Below are 24784 nucleotides of genomic sequence, written 5' to 3' on the forward strand. Positions count from 1 at the left end.
ACGGGCTTTTTATTCATTTAGATTTTTAGTCCCTAAAATTGGTAACTATATCCTAAAGAAATTGCTTGTCCTGGATATCTGGATGAAAATAGCTTATCTGTTGCTCCAAAGGATTGATACACACTTTCGATCTTATCATTAAGTATGTTTTCAAAGCGAAGTGATAGTTTGCTGTTTTTCTCCTTTCCAAACTCTTTGCTTAAGTTAAACTTAAGATTGTGGAAGGGTAAAGTAAATACATCTGGAATATCCCCGTTACCTACAATTTCCAAGGTCTTGCCCTGAACGTTGTAAACAAGGCCACCTTGCCATCCATTGTCATTGTTGTCATAATTGAATCCAACATTTAAAAGAAAGGGTGATTGTCCTTGAAGCGTTCTATAATCCTTAAATTCCTCACCTTCCCTAAGGTTGTCCCTTCGTGCTTCCTCCTCGTCTTCACTAAAGGATTGACGGGACTCAATTACGGAGACATTGGCATTAAAGGAAAAATCTTGCCAACCAGGGATAAAGTCCATACTTCTTCTAAACTCCAGCTCACCACCAAAAACTACCGCGTCACCTAGGTTCAAGGGTATGAACTGACCTCTTGCCTCACGGATGAAGGATAGTTCAATAGGGTCATCAAAGGTCTTTGCGAAAGCACTTGCGGCAAAGAAGTTGGTCCTTTCACCATAAGCTTCAAATCGTAAATCAAAGTTGTTTATATAGGTGGGTTGGATATTGATATTTCCGATAAAAAAGGTACTGGAAACAGGGTCAAAAATCTGTGCATTGGAAGCCTCCTTGAAAGAAGGTCTTGCCGTGGTGCTACTGAAGGATGCCCTAAATTTCCTACTTGCCTCTTCGTTGAGGTCATAAATCAGGTTGGCAGATGGAAAGAAATCTGCCTTGTCCAGAAGATTGACGTTATCAAAAACTTCACCGTCCTGGTTAATGCCTGAATAATAAAGATCAAACTTCTCAAAACGTACACCAAGTATAGCGTTCAACCTTTCGGATAGTTTGAACTCATCACCTACATATCCGGCAGCTACGGACATTTCTGAATCAAAGGAATCCGAAACATTGGAATCCCTTCTTACGAAAGTCCCTTCACCGGTACTTGGGTCATAGATATTTTCAGGTGCCAATACTTGGTCTGCATCTCCTCCAAATCCAAGGCTGAAATTACCCTGTCTTGATTGTACGGGGAGGGAAAACTGATCAACCACAAAGTCTCGTTGCTTCATGGTGTATGCTCCACCAAACTTTAATTTCGCTTCCCTTCCAAATAGTTGATGCCTTCTGGTAAGGTCGAGTTTTCCTGCTATGTTTATTTCCTCCAAATCTCTCCAAATCCTGCTGGGATCACCGGATTCACTGGGGGAGATGGAAAAGTTTCCTGTTTCGGTATTGAACCTAAACGGTGTGGTTCTTAAGTCCTTATCATATATTTTTGAAAATGTTGGTGACAATTTCCAAGAAACTTTCCAAGATCCGTCCTCGTTGGAGTGCTCGCCGTTCAACAAAGCATTGGTAATGGAACGTTGGGTATAGGTCAATACATCTTTAAAGATGGTATTGGAATTGACACTGAAATTGTCCTGCCTAATGTATCCAGCACTTGATTCGCCATTTTGAATGTGTAACACATTTAATTTGTATTTTGAAGACTTGCCTTTGAATGAAACCCCCGCAAGACCACTTATTAGGACGTTGTTCACGCCTAAATCACCGGATTGGGTTCTATCGTCTATCAGCTCGAAAACCGAAGAGTCTTGATCTTGCTTACGGAAGACTTGACCGTTAACAATGCCTTCATAAAATTCCGTATTGTTTCTATAGGATAAAGAGGCCAAATAACCTATTTTTTTGGTACCATCCTCATTCACATTATATTGATTTCCTGCTGTGAAGCCAAAACTAAAATCCATTCCGTTTTGTTCCTGCAAGGCTTTTAGATTTGAATCGAACAATTGGGTGGTAATCCTTGCAACTTGACCATTTTGCTGTGGCAAGAGGGTTTCAAAGTTTTGTGAAATGGGTAAATCCCGCTTTCCCCCGTCATATCCCAATGGATCCGAAACACTGCCATCATAGGTCAAATAGTTATCGTTAAAATGCATGGAGGAATTGTACCCAAGTCCGGCAGACACACTGTATTCTGCTCTTGTTGGGAAATCTTTGGTAACAATATCTACCACACCTCCGGTAAAGTCGGCAGGTTGATCTGCGGTAGCGGATTTTACTACAATAATGTTATCCAGAATGTTGGTGGGGAATATGTCCAATTGAAGGGTGTTTCTATCGGGATCGAGACCTGGCACATCGACACCGTTAAGGATGGATTTTGTATATCGGTCACCTAAACCTCTTACATATACAAATTTTCCTCCTTGAACTGAAACGCCCGGCACGGCCTTAATGGCACTGGCAATATCTCCAGCCCCTGATTTTTTAATACTTTGAATGGAAAGACCATCCAATAAGGCCACGGAATTCTTCTGTAAATTTAAAACGGAAGCCTCCGTATTCTTTGAAACCGTAGTGGTTACCACCACTTCGTCCAAAGCGTTTGGAAGTGTGTTCAAGGTAACGTCGATTATTTCCTCCGCACCTTGGGCTATGACAACCTCAGAAATCTCCTTGGTTTCATATCCTAAAAATGAAAATACAACGGTATAGGTGCCAGGCTCTAACTCTAAGACGTATTTTCCATCAAAATCCGAGGTCGTCCCTTTGGTAGTACCTTTTATAGTAATATTCGCAAATGGCAATACGTCATTAAATTCACCATCCATCACTGTTCCCGAAATTAAACCCTCTTGTGCGAAGATGGTCTGAATGGAAAATGCGGCAAGTAAAACAAAAAGCGATTTAAGTTTCATATGAGTTTAGTTATAACAGGTATTCTTATAGAAATTAAGTTGCTCGCCTTACCAAAAATGTAAGACGAGCAACTTTATAATTTAAAGTATTTATACTTGATTTTATTTATTTGTTAGAAGCCTAAACTTGCTTTTGCATTAGAGTATGTCCAAGCAAAAGCGGAAGTATCGGCTCCGGTCGTACCTTCAGTTACAGCAGATGAAAATGTCGCGGCATCAGCTTCAAAAGTGGTACTATCCGTAGTATCATTGAATACTTCAGCGGAAGTAGTAACACCAGTGGGCAACACGATTTCCCAATTGGTGAAAACAAGTGTACCGGCAGTGTAGTTGGCAGCAACACCTGCGTTATCCAATTCAACATCAGAAAGCTGTAAATCTGTACCTACTCCGGTGAATCCAGTAACCAATATATTGCTATTGGTGCCTTGGGCATTGGAACGGAAGTCGGCTATTTCACCATTCTCCACATTGTTAGAAAGTCCAACAAGAGTTGCATTGGTCAAAGTATAAGCCCCTTGTAGAGATCCTTCAGGACCATCAATTTCCAAAGCATGATCAGAAATTGCTCCTTGAACGACCATGGCATTATCGATGGTACCGGAATAGGCTTGGTCAATATCCAAACCATCATCCCCTTGGGCCCAAACGAAAAGGTTGGTTGCGTTCACGGTACCACCAAAGAATTCAACACCATCATCTACGTTACCAACAACTTCTATGTTGTCAATTGTTGTACCTGTTCCAACAGCGCCCAAAGTAAGACCGTTGATTTCATTACCTTCTCCAATCAAGGCACCGCCATGACGAATGGAGATGTATTGAAGCGTTCCGGAATCATCGGCTGGGTCCGTTCCACCGTATAAACCTTTGTCACCATCGGTATCGGTTGGCAATCCTTCAATTTGCGCTGCAACGGCGTCCCCGTCAAAAGAAGCAGGTGCATTACCCAATACAATTAGACCACCCCAAAGACCTCTGTCATTTTGGGTAAGGTTAGTACCAGCAGTCTCACCATAGGCAATATTATCAGAGGCAGAAGTGAAGATAATTGGAGCGGTTGCGGTACCTGCAGCTTCAATTTTACTTCCTCTGGTAACTACCAATACGGAGGCATTTACCCCAGATCCAGCGTTCGCCTTTATAATAACGCCAGGTTCAATAGTTAAGGTAGCACCGTTAGTAACAAATACCCTACCATCCAAATTGTAAAGATTATCAGCACTCCAGGTAGTATCTTCAGTAATATCGCTGTCCACTACAACAGTTTGCCCAACTTGATTTGAAGCGCCATCGTCTGTAGGATCACAAACATCGCCAATACCATCACCATCAGAATCGGCCTGATCTGCATTCGCAGTACCAGGACAGTTATCGACATCGTCATTTATACCGTCATTGTCAAAATCCTCGTCTGTAATTACAATAGGGTCAACAGGACCGTCATCGTCGCTACAAGCTACAAAGGCCAATGAAAAACATACAATGGAAAGACCCAATAACTTCTTCATAGAATTTAAGTTTTTAATTTTCATAATAGTATTATTTGATTTACGCCGCAAAGAACGCTAGGGGTTGTAAAAGTCGGGTTACCCCCATGTTAAATATGAATTGCAAAAAGGTTAACCTAATGTTACTACATTAAATCAACGTTAAGCGATTTTGTCATACGGGTATAATCTGTACTTTTGGTAAATTAACATGTCCAAAATACGATTGGGGATACCGCTAAACCATTGCTTATTAATACTTTTAGTTACCTCAGACCATTAAAGACCAAACCATAGGAAAAATGAAGAAAAAGGATATTACCATACTTTTAGTGGATGACGAACCGGATATTTTGGAAATCTTAAGTTATAACCTCTCTTCCGAAGGCTATGAGATCATTACGGCCAAAAACGGTGCTGAGGGTGTGAGCAAGGCCAAAAAGAAGCTCCCTGATTTGATTATCCTAGATGTCATGATGCCCGAGATGGACGGTATTGAGGCATGCGAAATCATGAGGAAGACGCCGGGATTGGAAAATACCATAATTACCTTTTTGACCGCCCGAGGCGAGGATTATTCACAGGTGGCCGGTTTTGATGCGGGCGCCGATGACTACATTACAAAACCCATAAAACCAAAGGTTTTGGTTAGCAAGGTAAATGCCTTGCTTAGAAGATTGTCCAAGGAGGATGGGCCCGTAGATGACATTACCAAGGTGGGGGACATCGTCATCAACAGGGAAGAATACAAGATCATCAATCATGGGGAGGAAATCATCCTTCCGCGAAAAGAGTTTGAACTATTGGCCCTGTTGACCTCAAAGCCCAACAAGGTTTTTAAGCGAGAGGTCATCTTGGACCGGGTTTGGGGCAATGAGGTGGTCGTTGGCGGAAGGACCATTGATGTCCACATACGTAAGCTACGTGAGAAAATAGGGGAAGATCATTTTAAGACCGTTAAAGGCGTAGGGTATAAGTTTGTACTGTAATGGCCGTACGATCTAAAAAATCCTATAGGTTTGCCTTTCGGTCGGCATTATACATAGGAGCTATTTCCTTTTTTGTTCTTGGAGGTCTTTTTTGGTATTTGAATATGTTTGACGGGTTGCTATTGGGCATTGCCTCCTTCCTTATTTTCACCCTTTCCTTTGTGACCCTTCAATTAAGGATCGAACGATTCATCTACCGCCGGATCAAGAAAATTTATGACGATGTGGAATTGTTGGAATCCACGCCGCTCTCCACCAACCCGGTAACCACGGATATGCGTACCCTGACCGCCGAAATTGAGAAATTTGCCAAGGACAAGAAGATAGAAATCGATACGCTTAAAATAAGGGAAGAATACCGAAAGGATTTTTTGGGTAATGTTTCGCACGAACTAAAAACCCCATTATTTACGGCGCAGGGCTATTTGGAAACCCTTTTGGATGGGGCCATAGAGGATAAGAACATTCGGAGAAAGTATATTTCCCGGGCCAACAAGGCCGTGGAGCGGCTTATTTATATCGTGAGGGACCTAGATTTGATTACCAAATTGGAGGTGGGCGATTTACGCTTGGAAAAGGAGGATTTCAATATTATCGAGCTCATTCAAAATGTTTTTGATCTCTTGGAAATGAAGGCCCACAAAAAGAAAATTGTCCTCACTTTTGATATGGCCTATCCAAACCCTATAATGGTATATGCCGATAAGGAAAAAATCCAACAAGTATTGACCAACCTGCTTGTAAATTCCATTAAATATGGGAACGAGAACGGCACTACCGAGGTAAGCGTTGAAAATTTGGTAAAGAACAAGGTTATTGTACGGGTGACCGATAACGGGGAGGGCATCCCTGTCAATCACTTGCCCAGATTGTTCGAACGTTTTTACAGGGTTGATCCAAGTGGTAGTAGAAAGGAAGGTGGAAGTGGCCTTGGTCTGTCCATCGTAAAGCACGTTATAGAGGCCCACGGCGAGAAAATTTACGTGGAGAGTTCCGAGGATGTGGGCTCCGAGTTTTCCTTCACCCTGGAGAAGAGCAAGTTGGAAAATACAAAATCCAAAAAATAAGGGCCTTCTCAATTTTCTTAGCTTTGTGGTTTTAAAGAACTAATTGTGGGCAGTAAGAACAAGCTAAAAAGATTCAAGGAAAACGAAACCTTTCCAAACGTAATCCAACCAACCCGGCAAGAAGTCACCAATGGTTTTGTATACCAGGGAAATTGGAAGGCACATTTTAAAAACGACCATCCGATCGTACTGGAACTGGGTTGCGGAAAAGGCGAGTACACCATAGGTCTGGCCAAGAGGAACCCGCATAAGAATTTCATAGGCATCGATATCAAGGGCGCCAGATTTTGGAGGGGCGCCAAAACTGCCTTGGAGGAAGAATTGTCAAATGTAGCCTTTCTAAGAACCCAAATAGAGCTGGTGGACCTTTTGTTTGGAAAAAACGAGGTTTCTGAAATCTGGATTACTTTTCCAGACCCCCAAATCAAGTACAAACGTACCAAACATAGAATGACCAATGCGGCTTTTTTGGAGAAATACAAACGAATTTTGGAGCCCCAAGGATTGATGCATCTTAAGACCGATAGTGAGTTTATGCACGGCTATACGTTGGGACTATTGCATGGTATGGGGCTGGATGTTATTTACGCCAATCACGACGTCTACAAAAATGAAGGCAGCCCAAAGGATGTCTTGGAGATACAGACATTCTACGAAAATCAGTATCTTGAGAAGGGGAAACCCATAACCTATATTCAGTTTAGGATACACTAGCTCATGCAACATTTGCTCATCCTTTTCTTCGCTACCTTTTCAGCGGCGTTCATGGCCACGGTACCGCCGGGTCTTTTGAATTTAAATGCCGCCAAGACCAGTGTGGAGAAAAATAAGCTTAACGGGGTTATTTTTAGTCTAGGGGTATCTACGGTCATTATGTTACAGGCAACCATAGCTGTTTTTATCTCTAAATTCCTGGATAGAAACCCCCAAGTGGTATCTACCCTGCTGGAAGTGGCCATCGTAGTCTTCGCCTCTTTGGCAGTCTATTTTTTCATAGCTGCCAAACGAAACAAAAAAGCAAAGATCAAGGCGATCAAAATCAGTAAGCGCAATAGTTATCTAAAGGGAATGTTTCTCGCCGCGCTTAATTTTTTGACGATTCCTTACTACAGCGGACTGAACATCATGTGGAATGCATCGGGTTGGATCAAGTTCATGTTTTTGGATATAGCCATCTTCGTTTTGGCGGCCGGATTGGGCACCTTTTCGGTGCTGTACCTGTATGTATTTTACTTTGACAAACTGGAGCAAAAGACAAATCGGTTTGAAAAAAATGCGAACTACATTCTTTCCTTTCTAATGGTGATTTTGTTGATAATCACCGTTGTTCGGGTATTAAATCGGTAGGTACATGGCAGATAACGATAATTTTTTTGAAAAGGTCTATGAAGTAGCCAAACAGATACCTTATGGAAGGGTTACCTCCTATGGTGCCATTGCCAAATATCTAGGGGCCGCCCGTAGTGCCAGAATGGTAGGGTGGGCCATGAACGCCTCCCACAATAGGGATGATATTCCCGCCCATAGGGTGGTAAACAAAGCCGGACTTTTAACAGGGAAGCATCATTTTGAGGGTACGAACTTAATGCAGCAATTGTTGGAAAGTGAGGGAGTAAAGGTCAAGGACAACCAGATACAGAATTTGGCGGGACATTTCTGGGATCCTTGGAAGGAATTGGGTGAAACCCTTTAATCAAAAATCAAGGTAAATACCGTGTTTTCACTGGAAAGTACTTGGATGCTTCCACCGTGCAATCTCATGATTTGTTTTGAAAGGCTCAAACCAATGCCCGTTCCGGATTTTTTGGTGGTAAAAAACGGCACGAAAATGGCATCCAATAAATCAGGGGGAATGCCGGGGCCATTATCCCGTACCTGAATGTATTTTTTGTTCATTTCATTGATGCCACAGATAAACCTTACTTCCCCATTTTCTTGCCCCTCCAAGGACTGCTTGGCATTTTTTCCCAGGTTTAACAATACTTGGGAGATTTGCTTTTGGTCCACGAACATCGCTAGGTCTTTTGGGCTAATTTCAAGGTCGATAGTAATTTTGTTTTCCGTATCCTGTTCATCCAACAACAGTTTTACACGTTCCAAAAGTTTATGGGCGGGAATCAATTCCTTATCCGGTTCCGGTACGCTTAAAAAGGTCCTATAGGATTGAACAAAACTCATAAGGTCGTTCCCTTGGTCTTTGATAACTTCCAATCCTTTTGCCGTATTCTTGATTTGATCTTTATTAAATTCGTTCGGGTCCGTAAGTGAGCCTCCTTTTTTGAAGTATCGTAGGATGGACTCGGATATCGAAGTTATGGGCGTGATGGTATTCATGATTTCATGGGTGAGCACGCGGATCAACTTCACCCATGAATCTGTTTCCTTGTCGTCCAATTCCCTGTGGATATCGTGGACAACGACCAGCAATAATTCCTGTTCCTCAATGGTCAAGGGGGTACATTTTATACTTAAATCCCTTTTGCCTCTTTCATTTCCCAATTGGAATATTTTATTTTCAAATGGGGCCAGATTTTGAAAGAGTTGGTATAGTTCCGTATCCACTTGATTGAGTTGCTTTACGTGGTTCAAGGGCCTGTAATTGAACAAATCCTGAACGGTGGGATTGGCAAAAAGAATATGACCCTTGGGATTGATGGTAAAAATCCCAATATCCGCTTGCCGCAGAATTTCTTGATAGTACTGCTCTTGCGCCTGTTTTTTTAAATGAATGTCCTGTATCATGCTATTGAGCATGTTTAGGCTATGGTTAAGTTCCTCCAAGGATTTTACGCTTAATTTTTCGGGAAATCGCAGGGTGAAATCCTCATTCTTTATGGCATCAAAAAAATAGGCGATCTTACGATTGGTCTGGTTCACATAATTGATAAGTGCGGATGTTTGTCCAATCAATATCAAAATACCAATACCACATCCTACATAGTTTCCCTTAAAAAAGAGGTAGGTCGTAACCACAACGGTCAGTACGATCAAAACAATCCTAAATACCAGTTGGAGGTATATATTGCGGCTTACCATAATTATTTAGAGGTTTTTTTAAGCTTATTATAAAGCGTTTGTCTAGAAATCCCCAATGCTTCCGCAGCGGCACTATAGTTGCCTTCATGTTTGTTCAAGGCGTTGGTTATCATCATCAACTCCATTTCTTCCAAGGTACTGGGGCCATTTTCCAAGGAAAGGGTATTTTTGGATTCCAATAAAAAATCATCGGGTTTTAATACATTGCCCTCGCTCAAAATAACGGCCCTCTCCATGGTATGCAGTAACTCCCGCACATTTCCAGGCCAGGCATAGCCCAGTAGTTTTTCCTGCGCCTGTTGGTTGATGCGCAATCCTTGTTTCCCGTATTTGTTTATGAATTTGTTCAAATAGAAATCTGCCAGCACCAAAATATCATTTTCACGTTCACGCAAGGGAGGAACTTCCACACGAATGGTATTGATGCGGTACAATAGATCTTCCCGGAACAGTCCATCGGCAACCATTTGGTCCAAATTGCAGTTCGTGGCACAAATTAATCGGATATCAATGGGAACGTTTTTATTGGACCCCACCCTTACTATAACCCTGTTTTGAATGGCCGAAAGCAATTTGGCCTGCATTTGTAGGGAAAGATTCCCTATTTCGTCCAGGAACAAAGTACCACCATTGGCCGCTTCGAATTTCCCGGCCCTATCATCCTTGGCATCTGTAAAAGAGCCCTTTACATGACCAAAAAGCTCACTTTCAAATAAATTTTCAGAGATAGACCCCATATCCACCGAAATGAATACTTCGTTTTGCCGTGCCGATAGTTTATGGAGTTCCCTAGCTATCAACTCCTTTCCGGTTCCATTTTCCCCTGTTACCAAAACATTTACATCCGTTTTGGCCACTTTCTGTACCAAGGATAACACGTGGTTCAGGGCCTTGGAATTCCCGATGATGTAGTTGGAATTTTGGTTGATGACCTGCTTTAGGTTGGATTCCTTCTCCTTTAACTGAAGTACTTCCTTTTGGGTTTTTCTTAATTCGTATGCCGATTTTACGGTTGTCAATAACCGCTCATTGTTCCATGGTTTAAGGATAAAGTCCGAAGCACCTTCCTTTAAAGCTTCTACGGCAAGGTCGATTGCGCCGTATGCGGTCATCATGATGACGGAAATATGGGGCGCTTTTTTTTTGATTTCCCGAAGCCAGTAAAGTCCTTCGTTCCCAGTGTTCACGCCAGCGGAAAAATTCATGTCCAACAGTATGATGTCCAACGAATTAAAATTTGGAAAGGACGTGATTTGATTGGGGTTTGAGATGGTCTGTACGCTCTTATACTCGAATTGCAACAGTATTTCCAAAGCACTTAAAACGCTCTTATTATCATCAATGACCAATATTTTTGCATCCACCATAATGTGAATAATTTGTGGGTTGATACGGATAAAGCTACAAATTGAGGGGATTGGTTTTTAGCAAGTGTCAAAATATTTTACAATATCTGTACAACTATTTTACAGTGTGTTGTTGTTTTACACTGTAAAAAATTTTTAATGTATTGAAAATCAATTTTTTGTATTTATGGCATGTAAATAGTATGTTTTTTGGCATAGCATAAAAAAAGTATGATACATTTTCTAAGATTATTACTATTTATCTTTCTATTATGGAGTACGTGCCTAATGGCGCAAAAGCCGTGGACCTTGGATGAATGCATCTCCTATGCCTTGGAAAATAATTTACAATTGAACAATTTTGAATATAACAACCTTTCCAATAAGGAAAGCTATAGACAATCCGTGCGAAACCTATTGCCGGTTTTGAACGCCAATTCAGATTATACCATAAATTCCGGTAGGGCGGAAGACCCCAATACGGGTACCTTTGTTGTTCAGGATTTCTTTTCCAATAGCTATTCGTTGCAGTCCAATATCGATTTGTTCAGGGGTTTTCAAAAAATAAATTCCATTAAGGCGTCCAAATTATTGTACAGTGCCACTAAAGAAGAGGTATTGCAACAAAAGTATCTTTTGGCTTTTAGGGTGATGCAGGCGTTTAACAACATCCGCTTTTTTGAAGGGCTGGTGGCGATCGCGAAAGAGCAATTGGAAGTTTCTAGAACCAATTATCAACTAGTGGAGAAACAAATCGAGTTGGGATTGATGGCGGGTGCCGATTTGTACGAGGCGCAATCCCTTTTATTGGCCGATGAGCTAAACCTTACCCAATCTGAAAATCAATTGGCTGCGGCCAAGTTGACGCTGATCCAGGAAATGAACCTGGAGAATACTTCAGACATTCAAATTATCACAGATATGGGCCAAGAGGTAGAAGCCCAAGTTACAGGGACCATGGAATCTGATTCCGTATATGAGAAGGCCAGGGATTTTTTGCCCTTGATAAAGGCGCAGGAATTACGGGCACAAGCCGCTAAGAAACAGGTGGGCGTTGCCCGGGGAAATCTATATCCGTCGTTGAGCCTTTTCGCGGGTATTGGAACAGGTTACTTTGAAACCTTTCAGGATTCCCTAGGCAATACCTTCCCATTTCGTCAGCAGTTCAGGGACAATACCTCTAGGTTTTACGGTATCAGTCTTAGTGTTCCCATAAGTAATGGTTGGTCTGCAAGATCTAGGGTGAAACAGGCCAAAATAGAAAAGCTACGTCAGGAAAATAATCTGGAAGTTCAGGAGCAAGTCCTTTTCCAGACCATACAGCAGCTTGTTCAGGAGTACAATTCCTTGCTGGTTGAAATGGAGCAAAGCCAACAAAATATGGAGGCGCAACGATTGTCGTTCACCATAGCACAGAAGCGCTACGAGAAAGGCATGATCAACGCCATTGAACTTTTCACGGCAAAAAATCTTTTTGCTAGTGCCCAAAACGAGAACTTACAAGTAAGGCTTCGGTCAGAAATAAACAGGAGTACCTTGGATTTTTATAGGGGATTGCCAGTGTTTGATGTTAAAGCGCATTAGCCCCAAAAGCTAAAAATGAAAAGTGAAAAATAACTTTTTACATTATCAACAACAACCACAACCACAACAACAACAACAACGAACAACGAACAACGAACAAAATGGATATTAAATTAGAAAAGAAAAAAGGATTACGCCCCAAACATTATGGGTATATAGCTTTGGGATTATTGTTGTTATTTGTGGGGTATCAGTTGCTTTTTGCCAGTTCTGTTTCCACTTTTAGAACAGAAAAGGATAAGCTTTCAATCGCAGAGGTGTCCCAGGGCAAGTTCGATGATTATATCACCATTAACGGAAATGTGGCTCCCATCACCACCATTTATATGGATGCGTATGAGGGAGGAAGGGTTACCGAAAAATTGATCGAGGAAGGAGCCATGGTCAAAAAAGGCGATATCATCCTAAAACTGGAAAACATGAACCTGTACGAGCAGATTTTGGCCAGCGAAAGTAATTTGGCCTTGAAACAAAATGACCTTCGTTCCACAAAGTTGACCTTTGATTCCCGTCAGGTAGAGGGAAGGCGTTCCTTGGCAACTGCGAGTACAGACCTTCAGCGTTTAAAGCGGAATTATGAACAGAACAAGGCCCTTTACGATGAGGAATTGATTTCCCAGGAGGCGTATCTTACTTCCAAAGAGAACTATGAGCTGTCCCAAAAACAATATGAAATAATCAAGCTTCAGACTGAGAACGATGATGAGTTACGTGAAACATCCTTGACGGGTCTTGACAACGATTTGGCCAGAATGCAGAAGACATTAGGGATGGTATACCAGCGACTGGACCATTTAAATGTGCGCGCCCCTGCCGATGGTCAACTAGGGTTTTTGGATGCCGAAATTGGGCAAAATATATCGCAAGGGCAACGTATTGGACAGATCAATGTTTTGACCGATTATAAAATCGAAGCCGATATTGATGAGCATTATATCGATCGGGTGAAAAGGGATTTGAACGCCGTGCTTGAACGGAATGGAACGGAATTTCCTTTAAAGGTAAGAAAGGTATACCCTGAGGTTAGGAATGGAAGATTCCGTGTGGATTTGGTCTTTACGGGTGAAAAACCTGAAACGATTCGTACCGGTCAGAGCTATAACATACGGTTGCAATTGGGGGAATCCAGCGATGCCTTATTGGTACCCAAAGGAAGCTTTTTCCAAAGTACGGGGGGCCAGTGGATATTTGTTGTAGGTCCGGATGGTGAAGAAGCCTTAAAAAGACCTATACGGATAGGGAAACAAAATTCAAGGTATTATGAGGTGCTGGAAGGATTGGACGCGGGTGAAAAAGTGATCACCAGCAACTACGACAGCTTTGGGGAAGCGGAAAGAATCGTATTAAAATAAAAAAACTGTCACATTCAGATGTACTGGATGTCATTATAACAATCAATTTAATCAAAAGTAGAGATGATAACTATCAAAAATTTAAAAAAGAGCTTCAGGACAGAGGAAGTGGAGACCTTGGCGCTAAATAACGTAAACCTAAAAGTGGAAGATGGTGAATTCGTGGCCATTATGGGACCTTCCGGTTGTGGAAAATCTACCCTATTGAACATTATTGGTATGTTGGACAATCCAACTGATGGCAGTTACAACTTTGCCGGTCATGAAGTGGGCGGACTCAAGGAAAGCCAGCGTACCCAATTGCGAAAGGGCAATCTTGGTTTTGTATTCCAGAGCTTTAACCTGATCGATGAACTAACGGTCTACGAAAATGTGGAACTACCGCTCATCTATTTAAAAATGGGAAAGAGCGAGCGAAAGGAAAAAGTGATGAAGGTGCTGGAACGCATGAAAATTGCCCATCGGCAAAAGCATTTTCCGCAGCAATTATCCGGTGGACAACAACAGCGTGTGGCCATTTCAAGAGCCGTAGTAACCAATCCAAAATTGATTTTGGCGGATGAGCCCACCGGTAACTTGGATTCCAAAAATGGTATCGAGGTCATGAATTTGCTAACAGAGCTGAACCAAGAAGGAACGACCATTGTCATGGTTACCCACTCTGACAGGGATTCCCACTATGCCCACAGGGTAGTCAACTTATTCGATGGACAGATAGTTACAGAAAGTCAAAACCGAGCAATTGGGGCCATGATGTAAAGCCTCCCCCGGCCCCTCCAATACTTCGACTGCGCTTAGCACAGGCGGAGAGGAGAAGGAAACATAACTTATTGAACAGTATACAAACAATAAGCAATGGTTTTGAAAATTGTATCTATATAATGTAAGAAGTATTCTTGCTAATTGCTAATTGAAAAAAGGAGTTTATTCATCAATCAAATCCTCATCTAATCAAGGAGACAAAAACAGCAAACATGATAAAAAACTATATCAAAATCGCTTGGCGAAATCTATTAAAGAACAAAGGGTACTCGGCTATTAATATTGGAGGTCTCGCCATAGGAATGACCTGTTTTTTGTTGATTGCGATGTTCATTAAGAACGAGCTTTCCTATGATAGCTATCATGAAAAGGGAGATCGAATCTTTAGGGCGGTACATCACAACAGTCCGGATAATACGGAAGACCGATGGATTTGGGGAAATGCCCCGGTAGGTCCCGCTTTAAAATCCGACTTTCCGGAAATACTAGAAATAGTCCAATTTTCTGGGAGATCAGATGTCCTATTGGAGTATAATAAACGTTCCTTCCAAGAGAGCAATTGCTTTTATATGGACCCAACGGTTTTTGATGTCTTTACATGGCCTTTAATTTCCGGCAACCCAAAAACGGCTTTGGAAGCACCATATTCCATAGTCCTGACGGAAAGTACTGCGAAGAAATATTTTGGAGACGAGGACCCCATGGGCAAGGCTATTAAAGGTGTAGGGGGAAGGGCAAATGACGGTGTTTATACCGTAATGGGCGTAATGAAAGATGTACCCTCAAATTCACATTTCAACTTTGATGTGCTGATGTCCATGAGTTCTTTTTATGAGACCAGGCCTGAAATTTTCGATTTTTGGGGCTATGTAGATTTCTACACCTATTTTCTTGTTGATGAGAATTTCGACCAACAGGCATTTCAGGCAAAAATGCCAGCATTCTTAGAGAGGAATCGCCCAGAAGAAGATGCCGAATATTACTACGACCTTTCTTTTGAACCTTTGAGTGAGGCGTACTTACAATCTGAAGCTGCAAGGCAGCCAGGTATTACGGGCAGCCTTTCCAATATCTACATCTTTGCCATCATTGGACTCTTCATCCTGATTATTGCATGTATCAATTTTATGAATTTGGCAACGGCCCGCTCCTTGGAAAGAGCAAAGGAGGTCGGGATTAGGAAAGTGATTGGAGCGAACAAGAAAGGATTGGTGTATCAGTTTCTGGGAGAGTCGTTGACTATGGTTTTTTTAGCATCGATATTAGGCATTGCCTTGGTATTTCTATGTCTTCCTGCGATGCGTGGAATTACCGGAAAACCATTTTTAACGGAGGAAATTTTTGACAGCTCTACAGTATTGCTATATGCCGGAATGGCTTTGATCATTGGACTTTTATCCGGTAGCTATCCCGCTTTTGTGCTCTCAAGTTTTAAACCTTCAAGCGTATTAAAAGGTGTTTTTAGAACATCGCAAAACGGAAATAGGCTAAGGAAAGGATTGGTCATATTTCAATTTAGTCTATCCATAGCATTGATAGCCAGCACGGTAATAGTGTATTTTCAGTTGGGATTCATGTTGGACAAAAATCTGGGATTTGACAGGGAGCAGCAATTGGTCATCGATTTTAATTGGGACGGGGAAGTACTTGATAATATGGAAACCATAAAAAGTGAGTTTATGGAACTCCCCGAAGTGGTTTCGGTAGCCGGTTCGCGCACTGTGCCAGGAAGTCATTTTCCTGCTGCGGGAACAAGTATTCAGACGCCAGAAGGTCAAATGAAAAACTTTGACCCATTTCTATATGAAATCGATTTTGATTTTATTCCGCACTACGAAATAGAAGTTGTTGCCGGACGGCCGTATTCACGGGAGTTCGTTACAGATTCCACTCAGGCCATGGTGGTCAATGAAGCTGCGGCAAAAAGTTTTGGTTATGCCAACCCAGAGGATATAATCGGTAAGCGCTTTGAACAATGGGGTCGCGAAGGTACCATTATAGGCGTAGTAAAGGATTTCAACTACTTGTCCTTGCATCAAAAAGTGGCACCATTGACTTTACGTTATTCGCAGTATGGTAAATACCTTTCTTTAAAAGTGAAATCGGAGAACATTCAACAAGCGATATCCAATATTGAAAATAAATGGGCAGAACTGGTGCCCCACCGCCCTTTTCTTTATAGTTTCTTGGATGACTCCTTTAACCAACAGTATGAGGCCGACTTCAAGTTTAAAAACCTATTCACCATTTTTTCCTTTCTCGCCATTTTAATCGCTTGTTTGGGATTGTTGGGGTTGGCCACCTATAGTGCCGTTCAAAGAACCAAGGAGATAGGAGTACGCAAGGTTTTAGGGGCCGAGGTATCAAGTATTGCTTTGCTGTTGTCTAAAGATTTTTTGAAGTTGGTATTATTGGCCATTTTGATTGCAACACCCTTTTCTTGGTATGCCATGAACAAATGGTTAAACGACTATGCGTACCAGATTGATATACAGTGGTGGGTCTTTGCCCTTTCGGGGGGGATTGCATTGGCTATAGCCTTGGCCACAGTAAGCTTCCAAGCCATAAAAGCGGCAAGGGCCAACCCCGTAAAAAGCTTAAGAACAGAGTAAAGCAATTTAATATGCTTTTCTGATTTAGACATGTTGATTATAAAGGGGTTTTAGAATTTTTTGGAGGGGCTTCCTGTAAATATATTGTACATGATTTGTCAAAATATTTTACACCCTTAAAAAGAAAAAATTATTCAAGTACCTGTAAAACAAATAATTGACTAATTGGCACGAAATTGGAAAAAGCATAATATGAGCCTGAGCATCAACCTGTGCTTAGGTAGTGGAAGCATCAATCAAGAAACGAACAATCATGTTTAAAAATCACATCAAAATCGCCTGGAGGAGTTTAAGAAAACAACCTTTTTTTACCTTCCTCAACACCTTCGGACTTGCCATTGGTATGGCTGGTGCCCTTTTAATCTCATTATATATTCATGATGAGTTAAGTTTTGATAAGACGTTCGCCGATGCTGAACGTATTTACAGAATTGATACCGATATTAAATTCGGAGGAGCTGAAATGAGGTCGGCTGAGGCAGCCGCTCCAATGGCCGCTGCAATGCAGAAGGACTTTTCACAGGTAGAATCTACCGTTAGGTTTCGTGACCGAGGGAGCTTATTACTAAGAAAAACTGGGACGGAAGCTAATACAAAGGAATTAAGGGTGTCTTTTGCCGATTCTACTTTGTTCGATTTTTTTGGAATCGAATTATTGGTTGGGGATGCCAATACCGCTCTGGAGCAACCAAATACTATGGTACTGACCAAAACTGCGGCAGAAAAACACTTTGGAGTTGACAATGCACTCGGGCAAACCATGTTGTTGAACAATAGTGATACGTATACTGTTACCGGAGTAATTGATGATTTGCCAAAAAACTCCTTTCTAAGGGAGCATACTGTTTTTATGGCAATGTCCGGTTATGCGGATGCCCAATTGATTAATTGGGGAAGTAATAATTATTACACGTTCGTAAAGCTCATTCCTTCGGCAGATGTGGCAGACTTTCAAGAACCGTTAGAGGGAATGTTGGATACCTATATGCTACCATGGGCGCAACAACACTTTCCAGGAATTACTAAAAAGTCTTTTATTGAAGCAGGTAATTATTTAAGATACCATACTATGGCACTTACGGATATCCACCTTTATTCCAATCGAGATTCCGAGATGAGTGCTAACAGCAGTATTCAGAATATCTATATTCTTTCATTTATAGGTTTTTTTTTGATAGTTCTGGCCTGTGTGAATTTTATGAATCTTTCTACGGCCTATTCTCTAAAACGTGCCAAAGAGGTAGGAGTACGTAAAACGCTTGGCTCAAATAAGATGGAATTAATCAGGCAATTTCTAACAGAATCAGGTTTGATTTCATTTATTTCATTGTTGGTGGCTCTTATATTAACAATGGTAGTCCTTCCATTTTTCAATGAACTATCCGGTAAGGCTGTATCAATTCCTTTTTCTAATACAATATTTTGGGGGGTTTTACTTTTAGCTACTATTCTGTTAGCATTACTCTCTGGAAGTTACCCTGCCTTTTTTATGTCAAAATTCAATCCGGTAAAAACACTTAAGGGTGGAGCGCAAAGTAGTGTTGGGGGAGGAAATATTAGAAATACTTTGGTTGTTTTTCAGTTTACGATAACTGTTTTCTTAATTGTAAGTACACTGGTTGTATTTCAACAGTTAAATTATATACAGAGCAAGGATTTAGGTTTTTCCAAAGGACAAATAGTTCTTGTTGAAGATATTTTTGCGGTGGGCGATAGGTTAGCGTCATTTAAGGAAGAGGTTTTAAAAATTGGTGATGTAAAAAATGCGACGATAAGTTATTATTTGCCAACCCCGTCTTCAAGGTCTAACAGTTCGTATTTTATGGAGGGAGCTATGACGCAAGAAAACGCTATTCAGATGCAGACTTGGAATGTAGACCCCGATTATATTGGCACCTTGGGCATGGAGTTGGTGGCCGGTCGAAACTTCAATAAGCAATATGCAACAGATTCTACAGCAGTAATAATCAATGAGGCGACCCTGAAAGTTTTGGGGATGAATGCCGAAGAGGCCCTTGGAACGCAAATCTCTCAGGATATAGATTTAGAACGACCGCAATTCTACAAGGTTATAGGGGTAGTGAAAGATTTTCATTATGAATCCTTAAGGGAAAATATTAGTGCTCTTGGTCTTTTTTGGAATCAGACCCCAGGAATTCTAGCAGCGAAAATTAGTCCAGGTGCATACACCGAAACCCTTGCTGAACTAGAGAATGTTTGGGAAACTTTTGCCCCAGGGCAACCCTTTAATTATCGCTTTATGGATGATTCCTTTAATACCACTTATGAAGCAGAGCAGCGCCTAAGTAAAATCTTTATCATATTTACTGTTCTTTCCATTTTTATTGCCTGCTTGGGATTATTTGGATTAGCAGCTTTTAATGCCCAAAAGCGAACCAAGGAGATAGGCGTAAGAAAGGTAATGGGGGCAAGTGTAAGCCAGATTTCATATCGGCTTACGGTAGATTTTCTCAAATTGGTAGGTATTGCCATTTTAATTTCTTTGCCACTAGGATGGTATGCTATGGACAAGTGGTTACAGGATTTTTCCTATAGAATTGATATCCCTTGGTGGGTATTTTTATTAGCAGCTTTATTGGCAGTAGGCGTCGCTATATTAACGGTAAGCTATCAAAGTATAAAAGCAGCAATTGTGAATCCTGTTAAGAGCTTGAGATCGGAGTAAACAATTGGCAGTTGGCAGTTAGCAGTTAGCAGTGAATTTAAATTTAATTTTTGGCAATAACCGACTCTTCTCGTCCTTAACCATGAGTAGGGAACCTGCAACCAACATCGAAAAACGATTTTCAACATGATAAAAAACTATCTAAAAATAGCTTGGAGAAACTTAATCAGAAATAGAAGTTTTTCTTTTTTGAATATTCTTGGACTTTCCATTGGTCTTGCAATGACCACGCTGATTGTTCTATGGGTCAACTATGAATTGGGATTTGATAGGTTCCATGAAAAAATAGACCGCTTATACGAAGTAAATAACCAATATGAAATTGAAGGGGAAATATGGACTTGGAATTCCACACCAAAACCAATGGCGCCTACCATTAAAAAGGATTATCCCGAAATTGAGAAAGTATCCCGATATTTTTACGATAACTCGTACCTTTTTGCTTGGAACGACCAAAAGATTAAGGCAACTGGGACCATGGTAGACCCAGATTTTTTAGACATGTTTTCATTTCCCTTGATACAAGGTGACGTTAATAGCGTTTTGAACGATGTCAATTCCGTAGTTATAACAGAATCCTTTTCGGAAAAATTATTTGGGAACCAGGACCCAATTGGGAAGATGGTTAAAATTGATAACAGGGACATTTTTAAGGTTACCGGAATTTTGAAGGATGTACCGCCCAACACACATTTTAGCTTTGAATTTTTAATTCCTTGGTCCTATTTGACCCAACAAGGTTGGGACGACAAAAATTGGGGAAATAATTCGGTGGCCACGTATGTTCTTTTAAAGGAAAACACGGATATCGACACTTTTTCAAACAAGATCGTTTCGCTCCGAGAAAATTATGACAAGGATACGCCGGACATTAAAACACTGTTATACCCCTACTCTAAAACGTATTTATACGGGGAGTTTGAAAATGGCGTGGAAATGGGCGGCAGAATTGAACTGATCAGGATGTTCGGGTTCATAGCAATAATTATATTGATCATTGCTTGTATCAATTTCATGAACCTGAGCACGGCACGCAGTGAAAAGAGATCCAAGGAAGTGGGAGTGCGAAAGGTGCTGGGGGCACCTAGAAAATCCTTGATAGGCCAGTTTGTAGGGGAATCTGTGCTCATTACTTTTATTTCGGCAACGTTTGCGATTATTCTGGTATTACTATTACTGCCCTCGTTCAATAATTTGGTGGAAAGGCCACTATCATTGAATATGGCGAGTATCGGTTTTTGGATGGTTGCCATTGGGGTCACTATTTTCACGGGATTGTTGGCCGGTAGTTATCCGGCCCTATATCTATCGGGGTTCAAACCATCATCGGTATTACGGGGTACTTTTAAAAAAGTGGACGCGATGGTTACACCAAGAAAAGTTTTGGTCATTCTCCAATTTTCGGTAGCTATAGTGCTTATAACCGCTTCCCTGATAATAACCCAACAGCTTCATAAAGTTCAAAATAGGCAATTGGCATACGCTAAGAACAACCTGATCTATAGTTCTCTTGAAGGTGATATGGAGAAGAACTATGATTTGATAAAGACCGAATTACTTGAATCCGGGGCCTTTACATCGGTAACCAAGACCAATTCACCCATTACCGAGAGTTGGAGCAATACTTGGGGTTTTGAGTGGGAGGGTAAAAATGGGCAGGATAAGACCATTATCCATAGATTGATTTCCGATGATGGTGTGGTAAATACCATGGGACTCGAACTTATAGAAGGGAGGGATTTTGATCTTCAAAAATACCCAACGGATTCTACCGCAGCAATATTAAATCAATCTGCCCTGGAGTTAATGGGCTTTGAAGACCCTATTGGTAAGAAAATAAAGGACAACGGCATTGATTGGCATATTATAGGGGTGATAAAGGACTTTGTGTACAATTCTCCCTTCCAAAAAATAGAACCTATGGTCATAGAAGGTGCCAAAGGATGGTTCAATGTCATTCATATGAGAATGAACCCAGAGGTGAACACGGCGCAAAACTTGGCCGTGGCCGAACGTATTTTTAATAAATACAATCCGGAATATCCCTTTAACTATGAATTTGTGGACGCCGCTTATGCCAAAAAGTTCAACGACCAGCGTACCACGGGGAAACTCGCCAATATATTTACGCTTTTGACCATTTTTATCTCTTGCCTGGGCTTGTTCGGTTTGGCAAGTTATGTTGCGGAAAATAGAATCAAGGAAATAGGGGTTCGTAAAGTCCTTGGTGCTTCCGTGGGCACCATTACGGGCCTGCTTTCAAAAGATTTTTTGAAGTTGGTCTTTGTTTCCATCCTGATTGCCATACCGGTTTCTTGGTATTTTATGAGCAATTGGCTGGAAGAATTTGCTTTTAGAATAGATATATCATGGTGGGTTTACCTCATATCCGGAGGATTGACCCTGATAGTAGCCTTTGTTACCGTTAGTTTTCAAGCGATCAAAGCCGCAAGGGCGAACCCCATAAAAAGTTTACGAACAGAGTGACACAATTATAAAAAAAGGAAAGTCTTTATTAAAACATCAATCTGTGCTGAGCTTAGTCGAAGCATCAAAAAATCATCAATCATGTTTAAAAACTATCTGAAAATCGCTTGGCGCAATCTTTTTAAAAACAAGGGATATACCATCATAAATATTGGAGGTCTTGCGTTGGGTATTGCAGTGGCCCTATTCATTGGCTTATGGGTACATGATGAATTATCCTTCAATACCAATTTTAAAAACCATGAACGCATAGCTCAGGTTTTGATGAACAAGACTGGAAATGGGGAAACCCGAACCCGGTACAATCATCCCTATCCACTGGCGGATGAATTGCGTAGCACATACGGTGACGATTTTGATGAGGTGGTCATGAGTTCCTTTCCCGGAGACAATGTGTTGTCCTTAAAAGATAAGCACCTGAATGAATACGGGGCTTTTATGGAAAAAGGTTTCCTTCGTATGTTCTCGTTTCCTATGTTGAAGGGTAATCACAATGCACTCAGTAATCCCAATGCTATTATCATCTCTGAATCTACTGCTAAAGCGTTTTTCGGTGATGAAGATCCTATGGAAAAAACGATGCAATTGAATAACGACGCTGTGGTTACGGTGAAAGGTGTTTTTAAAAATTTACCGAAAAATGCTAATATTTTTGATGCCCTTAGTGCGTTTTCTGAGCCAAAGGCACTTCAATTTGTCGCTTCTTGGGAGTTGTATGTGACCATGAACGATTGGGTGAAGACGGCGCGCGATCAAAAGTTATGGGACAATAATTCTTATTTGCTTTATGCACAGATAGCGGACAATTCTTCCATGCAATCCGTTAGTGATAAAATAAAGAATGTTCTATACCAGCATCTACCCGAGGGCACTAAACGGAGCAATCCTCAAATATTTCTGCATGCTATGGAGGATTGGCATTTACGGTCTACTTTTCAGAATGGACAATCCGTTGGGGGAACTATCCAATATGTACGTATGTTTGGCATTATAGGCATATTTGTGCTACTGTTGGCCTGTATCAATTTTATGAACTTAAGCACGGCCAGGGCCCAAAAACGTGCCAAGGAAGTAGGGATAAGAAAGACAGTGGGTTCCCGGAGGAACCAATTGGTCGGTCAGTTCATGTTCGAATCTTTGTTGGTTACCCTTTGTGCCTTTATTTTGGCATGTGGACTTGTATTGTTATTCCTGCCTTTTTTCAATCAATTGGCCAACAAACAGATTTTGTTTCCTTTCGTCAACCCTATTTTTTGGATTATTTGTGCAGGATTAATTTTGGTTACGAGTCTTTTGGCCGGAAGTTATCCGGCAGTATACCTTTCCTCTTTCCGTCCTGTAAAGGTGTTAAAGGGAACTATCCGTACAGGAAGGTCGGCGACATCATTCCGTAAAGTGCTGGTTGTCGTTCAATTTACGGTTTCCATAATTCTGGTAGCCGGTACGGTGGTGGTTAATCGGCAGATTCAACATTCCAAGGACCGACCTGTTGGGTACGACAAAAATGGATTGGTCATGGTCGAAAAAACTACAGAAGATTATCAAGGCAAATACAATGCGCTTCGCGATGCTTTGAAAGAAACTGGCGTGGTACAGGAAATGGCGGAATCCTCAAGTCCTTTGACCGAGGTCTGGAACAGTAATGCCGGTTATGAATGGGAAGGTAAAGACCCCGATTTTGTTACCAATATTGTTGCTTTTTATGTATCCCATGATTATGGAAATACTGTCGACTGGGATTTGGCCCAAGGACGGGATTTTTCTAGGGATTTTGCTTCGGACTCTACCAGTTACATCTTAAATGAGGCTGCTGTAAAGTATATGGGATTGGAAAATCCGATTGGTAAAAAGATTCGTTGGTATGATGGGCAACATGAGGTCATTGGGGTGGTTAAGAACCTATTGACCGAATCACCTTTTGAGCCCATTAAGCCGGCCATATATTCCATAAATTATAATCAGACCAATTGGATTAATTTAAAACTGGTATATGGAAAAAGCCTTGCGGCATCCCTCGGGCAAATCGAAACGGTCTTTGGTAAGTTCTCGCCCGGTGTTCCGCTCAACTATCAATTTGTAGATGCTGCCTTTGAAAAAAAGTTCAAGACTGAGGAACGTATGCGAAAATTGTCTGAAATTTTCTCGATTCTTGCAATATTCATTAGCTGTCTAGGTCTTTTTGGATTGGCCACTTTTATGGCTGAGCAGCGCACCAAGGAAATTGGCATCCGAAAAGTTTTGGGTGCTTCCGTTCCGAGCTTATTCCAATTACTTTCCAAAGAATTTGTGGTTTTGATAATTGTTTCCGGTCTTATCGCGGTTCCCGTTGCATACCATTTTATGAAACAGTGGTTAGAAAATTATACCTACCGAACGAGCATGCCATGGTGGGTTTTTGGAACTGCAGTTATTGGGGTCTTACTAGTGGCCATTCTAACGGTAAGTTATCAAGCGATAAAGGCAGCTAAGGTGAATCCAATAAAAAGTTTACGCACAGAGTGAC

At 41.3% G+C, this 24784-nt stretch carries 16 protein-coding genes; 12 read left to right on the forward strand and 4 right to left on the reverse strand.

What is annotated here, in order from left to right:
- Window positions 1–32: 32 nt before the first annotated feature.
- Complete coding sequence (locus tag BFP75_RS06810) at window positions 33–2870, reverse strand: TonB-dependent receptor (protein ID WP_099544495.1); 2838 nt, start codon at window positions 2868–2870, stop codon at window positions 33–35.
- Between the two features lie 113 nt (window positions 2871–2983).
- Complete coding sequence (locus BFP75_RS06815; RefSeq protein WP_165776558.1) at window positions 2984–4381, reverse strand: thrombospondin type 3 repeat-containing protein; 1398 nt, start codon at window positions 4379–4381, stop codon at window positions 2984–2986.
- A 281-nt stretch (window positions 4382–4662) separates the two neighbouring features.
- Here BFP75_RS06815 and BFP75_RS06820 point away from each other — a divergent pair, with 281 nt between their 5' ends.
- The 5 genes from BFP75_RS06820 to BFP75_RS06840 all read left to right on the forward strand — a co-directional run bounded on the left by BFP75_RS06820 (window position 4663) and on the right by BFP75_RS06840 (window position 8109).
- Window positions 4663–5349 (forward strand): response regulator transcription factor, encoded by a 687-nt coding sequence (locus tag BFP75_RS06820; RefSeq protein WP_099544497.1) that lies wholly within the window; start codon window positions 4663–4665, stop codon window positions 5347–5349.
- A gap of 104 nt (window positions 5350–5453) precedes the next feature.
- Complete coding sequence (locus BFP75_RS06825) at window positions 5454–6416, forward strand: sensor histidine kinase (protein WP_410504076.1); 963 nt, start codon at window positions 5454–5456, stop codon at window positions 6414–6416.
- Window positions 6417–6461: 45 nt separating this feature from the next.
- A complete protein-coding gene (trmB, locus tag BFP75_RS06830) occupies window positions 6462–7130 on the forward strand; it encodes a tRNA (guanosine(46)-N7)-methyltransferase TrmB (protein ID WP_099544499.1) in 669 nt (222 codons plus the stop codon).
- A 3-nt stretch (window positions 7131–7133) separates the two neighbouring features.
- On the forward strand, window positions 7134–7763 hold the full coding sequence (locus tag BFP75_RS06835) for a LysE family transporter (RefSeq protein WP_099544500.1): 630 nt from the start codon (window positions 7134–7136) through the stop codon (window positions 7761–7763).
- A 4-nt stretch (window positions 7764–7767) separates the two neighbouring features.
- Complete coding sequence (locus BFP75_RS06840; protein WP_099544501.1) at window positions 7768–8109, forward strand: MGMT family protein; 342 nt, start codon at window positions 7768–7770, stop codon at window positions 8107–8109.
- Here the strand turns inward: BFP75_RS06840 and BFP75_RS06845 are convergent.
- Window positions 8106–9452: a sensor histidine kinase gene (locus BFP75_RS06845; protein ID WP_099544502.1), complete on the reverse strand. Its 1347-nt coding sequence runs from the start codon at window positions 9450–9452 to the stop codon at window positions 8106–8108. The genes BFP75_RS06840 and BFP75_RS06845 overlap by 4 nt on opposite strands.
- Before the next feature lie 2 nt (window positions 9453–9454).
- Window positions 9455–10819, reverse strand: a complete 1365-nt coding sequence (locus tag BFP75_RS06850; RefSeq protein WP_099544503.1) for a sigma-54-dependent transcriptional regulator — start codon at window positions 10817–10819, stop codon at window positions 9455–9457.
- 210 nt (window positions 10820–11029) lie between these two features.
- Between BFP75_RS06850 and BFP75_RS06855 the strand changes: the two genes are divergently transcribed.
- From BFP75_RS06855 to BFP75_RS06885, 7 genes are all read left to right on the forward strand, one after another.
- Window positions 11030–12382, forward strand: a complete 1353-nt coding sequence (locus BFP75_RS06855) for a TolC family protein (protein WP_099544504.1) — start codon at window positions 11030–11032, stop codon at window positions 12380–12382.
- A 101-nt stretch (window positions 12383–12483) separates the two neighbouring features.
- Entirely contained in the window at window positions 12484–13734 is a 1251-nt protein-coding gene (locus BFP75_RS06860; protein ID WP_099544505.1) for an efflux RND transporter periplasmic adaptor subunit, read from the forward strand.
- 63 nt (window positions 13735–13797) lie between these two features.
- On the forward strand, window positions 13798–14493 hold the full coding sequence (locus tag BFP75_RS06865) for an ABC transporter ATP-binding protein (RefSeq protein ID WP_099544506.1): 696 nt from the start codon (window positions 13798–13800) through the stop codon (window positions 14491–14493).
- A gap of 215 nt (window positions 14494–14708) precedes the next feature.
- The gene (locus BFP75_RS06870; protein ID WP_099544507.1) at window positions 14709–17108 is read left to right on the forward strand and encodes an ABC transporter permease; all 2400 of its coding nucleotides are present in this window, start codon (window positions 14709–14711) and stop codon (window positions 17106–17108) included.
- 253 nt (window positions 17109–17361) lie between these two features.
- On the forward strand, window positions 17362–19794 hold the full coding sequence (locus tag BFP75_RS06875; RefSeq protein WP_099544508.1) for an ABC transporter permease: 2433 nt from the start codon (window positions 17362–17364) through the stop codon (window positions 19792–19794).
- Between the two features lie 126 nt (window positions 19795–19920).
- The gene (locus BFP75_RS06880; protein WP_099544509.1) at window positions 19921–22281 is read left to right on the forward strand and encodes an ABC transporter permease; all 2361 of its coding nucleotides are present in this window, start codon (window positions 19921–19923) and stop codon (window positions 22279–22281) included.
- 81 nt (window positions 22282–22362) lie between these two features.
- Entirely contained in the window at window positions 22363–24783 is a 2421-nt protein-coding gene (locus tag BFP75_RS06885) for an FtsX-like permease family protein (RefSeq protein ID WP_099544510.1), read from the forward strand.
- The last annotated feature ends 1 nt before the right edge of the window (window position 24784 follow it).

Source organism: Maribacter sp. 4G9 (assembly GCF_002742265.1).
GTDB lineage: Bacteria > Bacteroidota > Bacteroidia > Flavobacteriales > Flavobacteriaceae > Maribacter.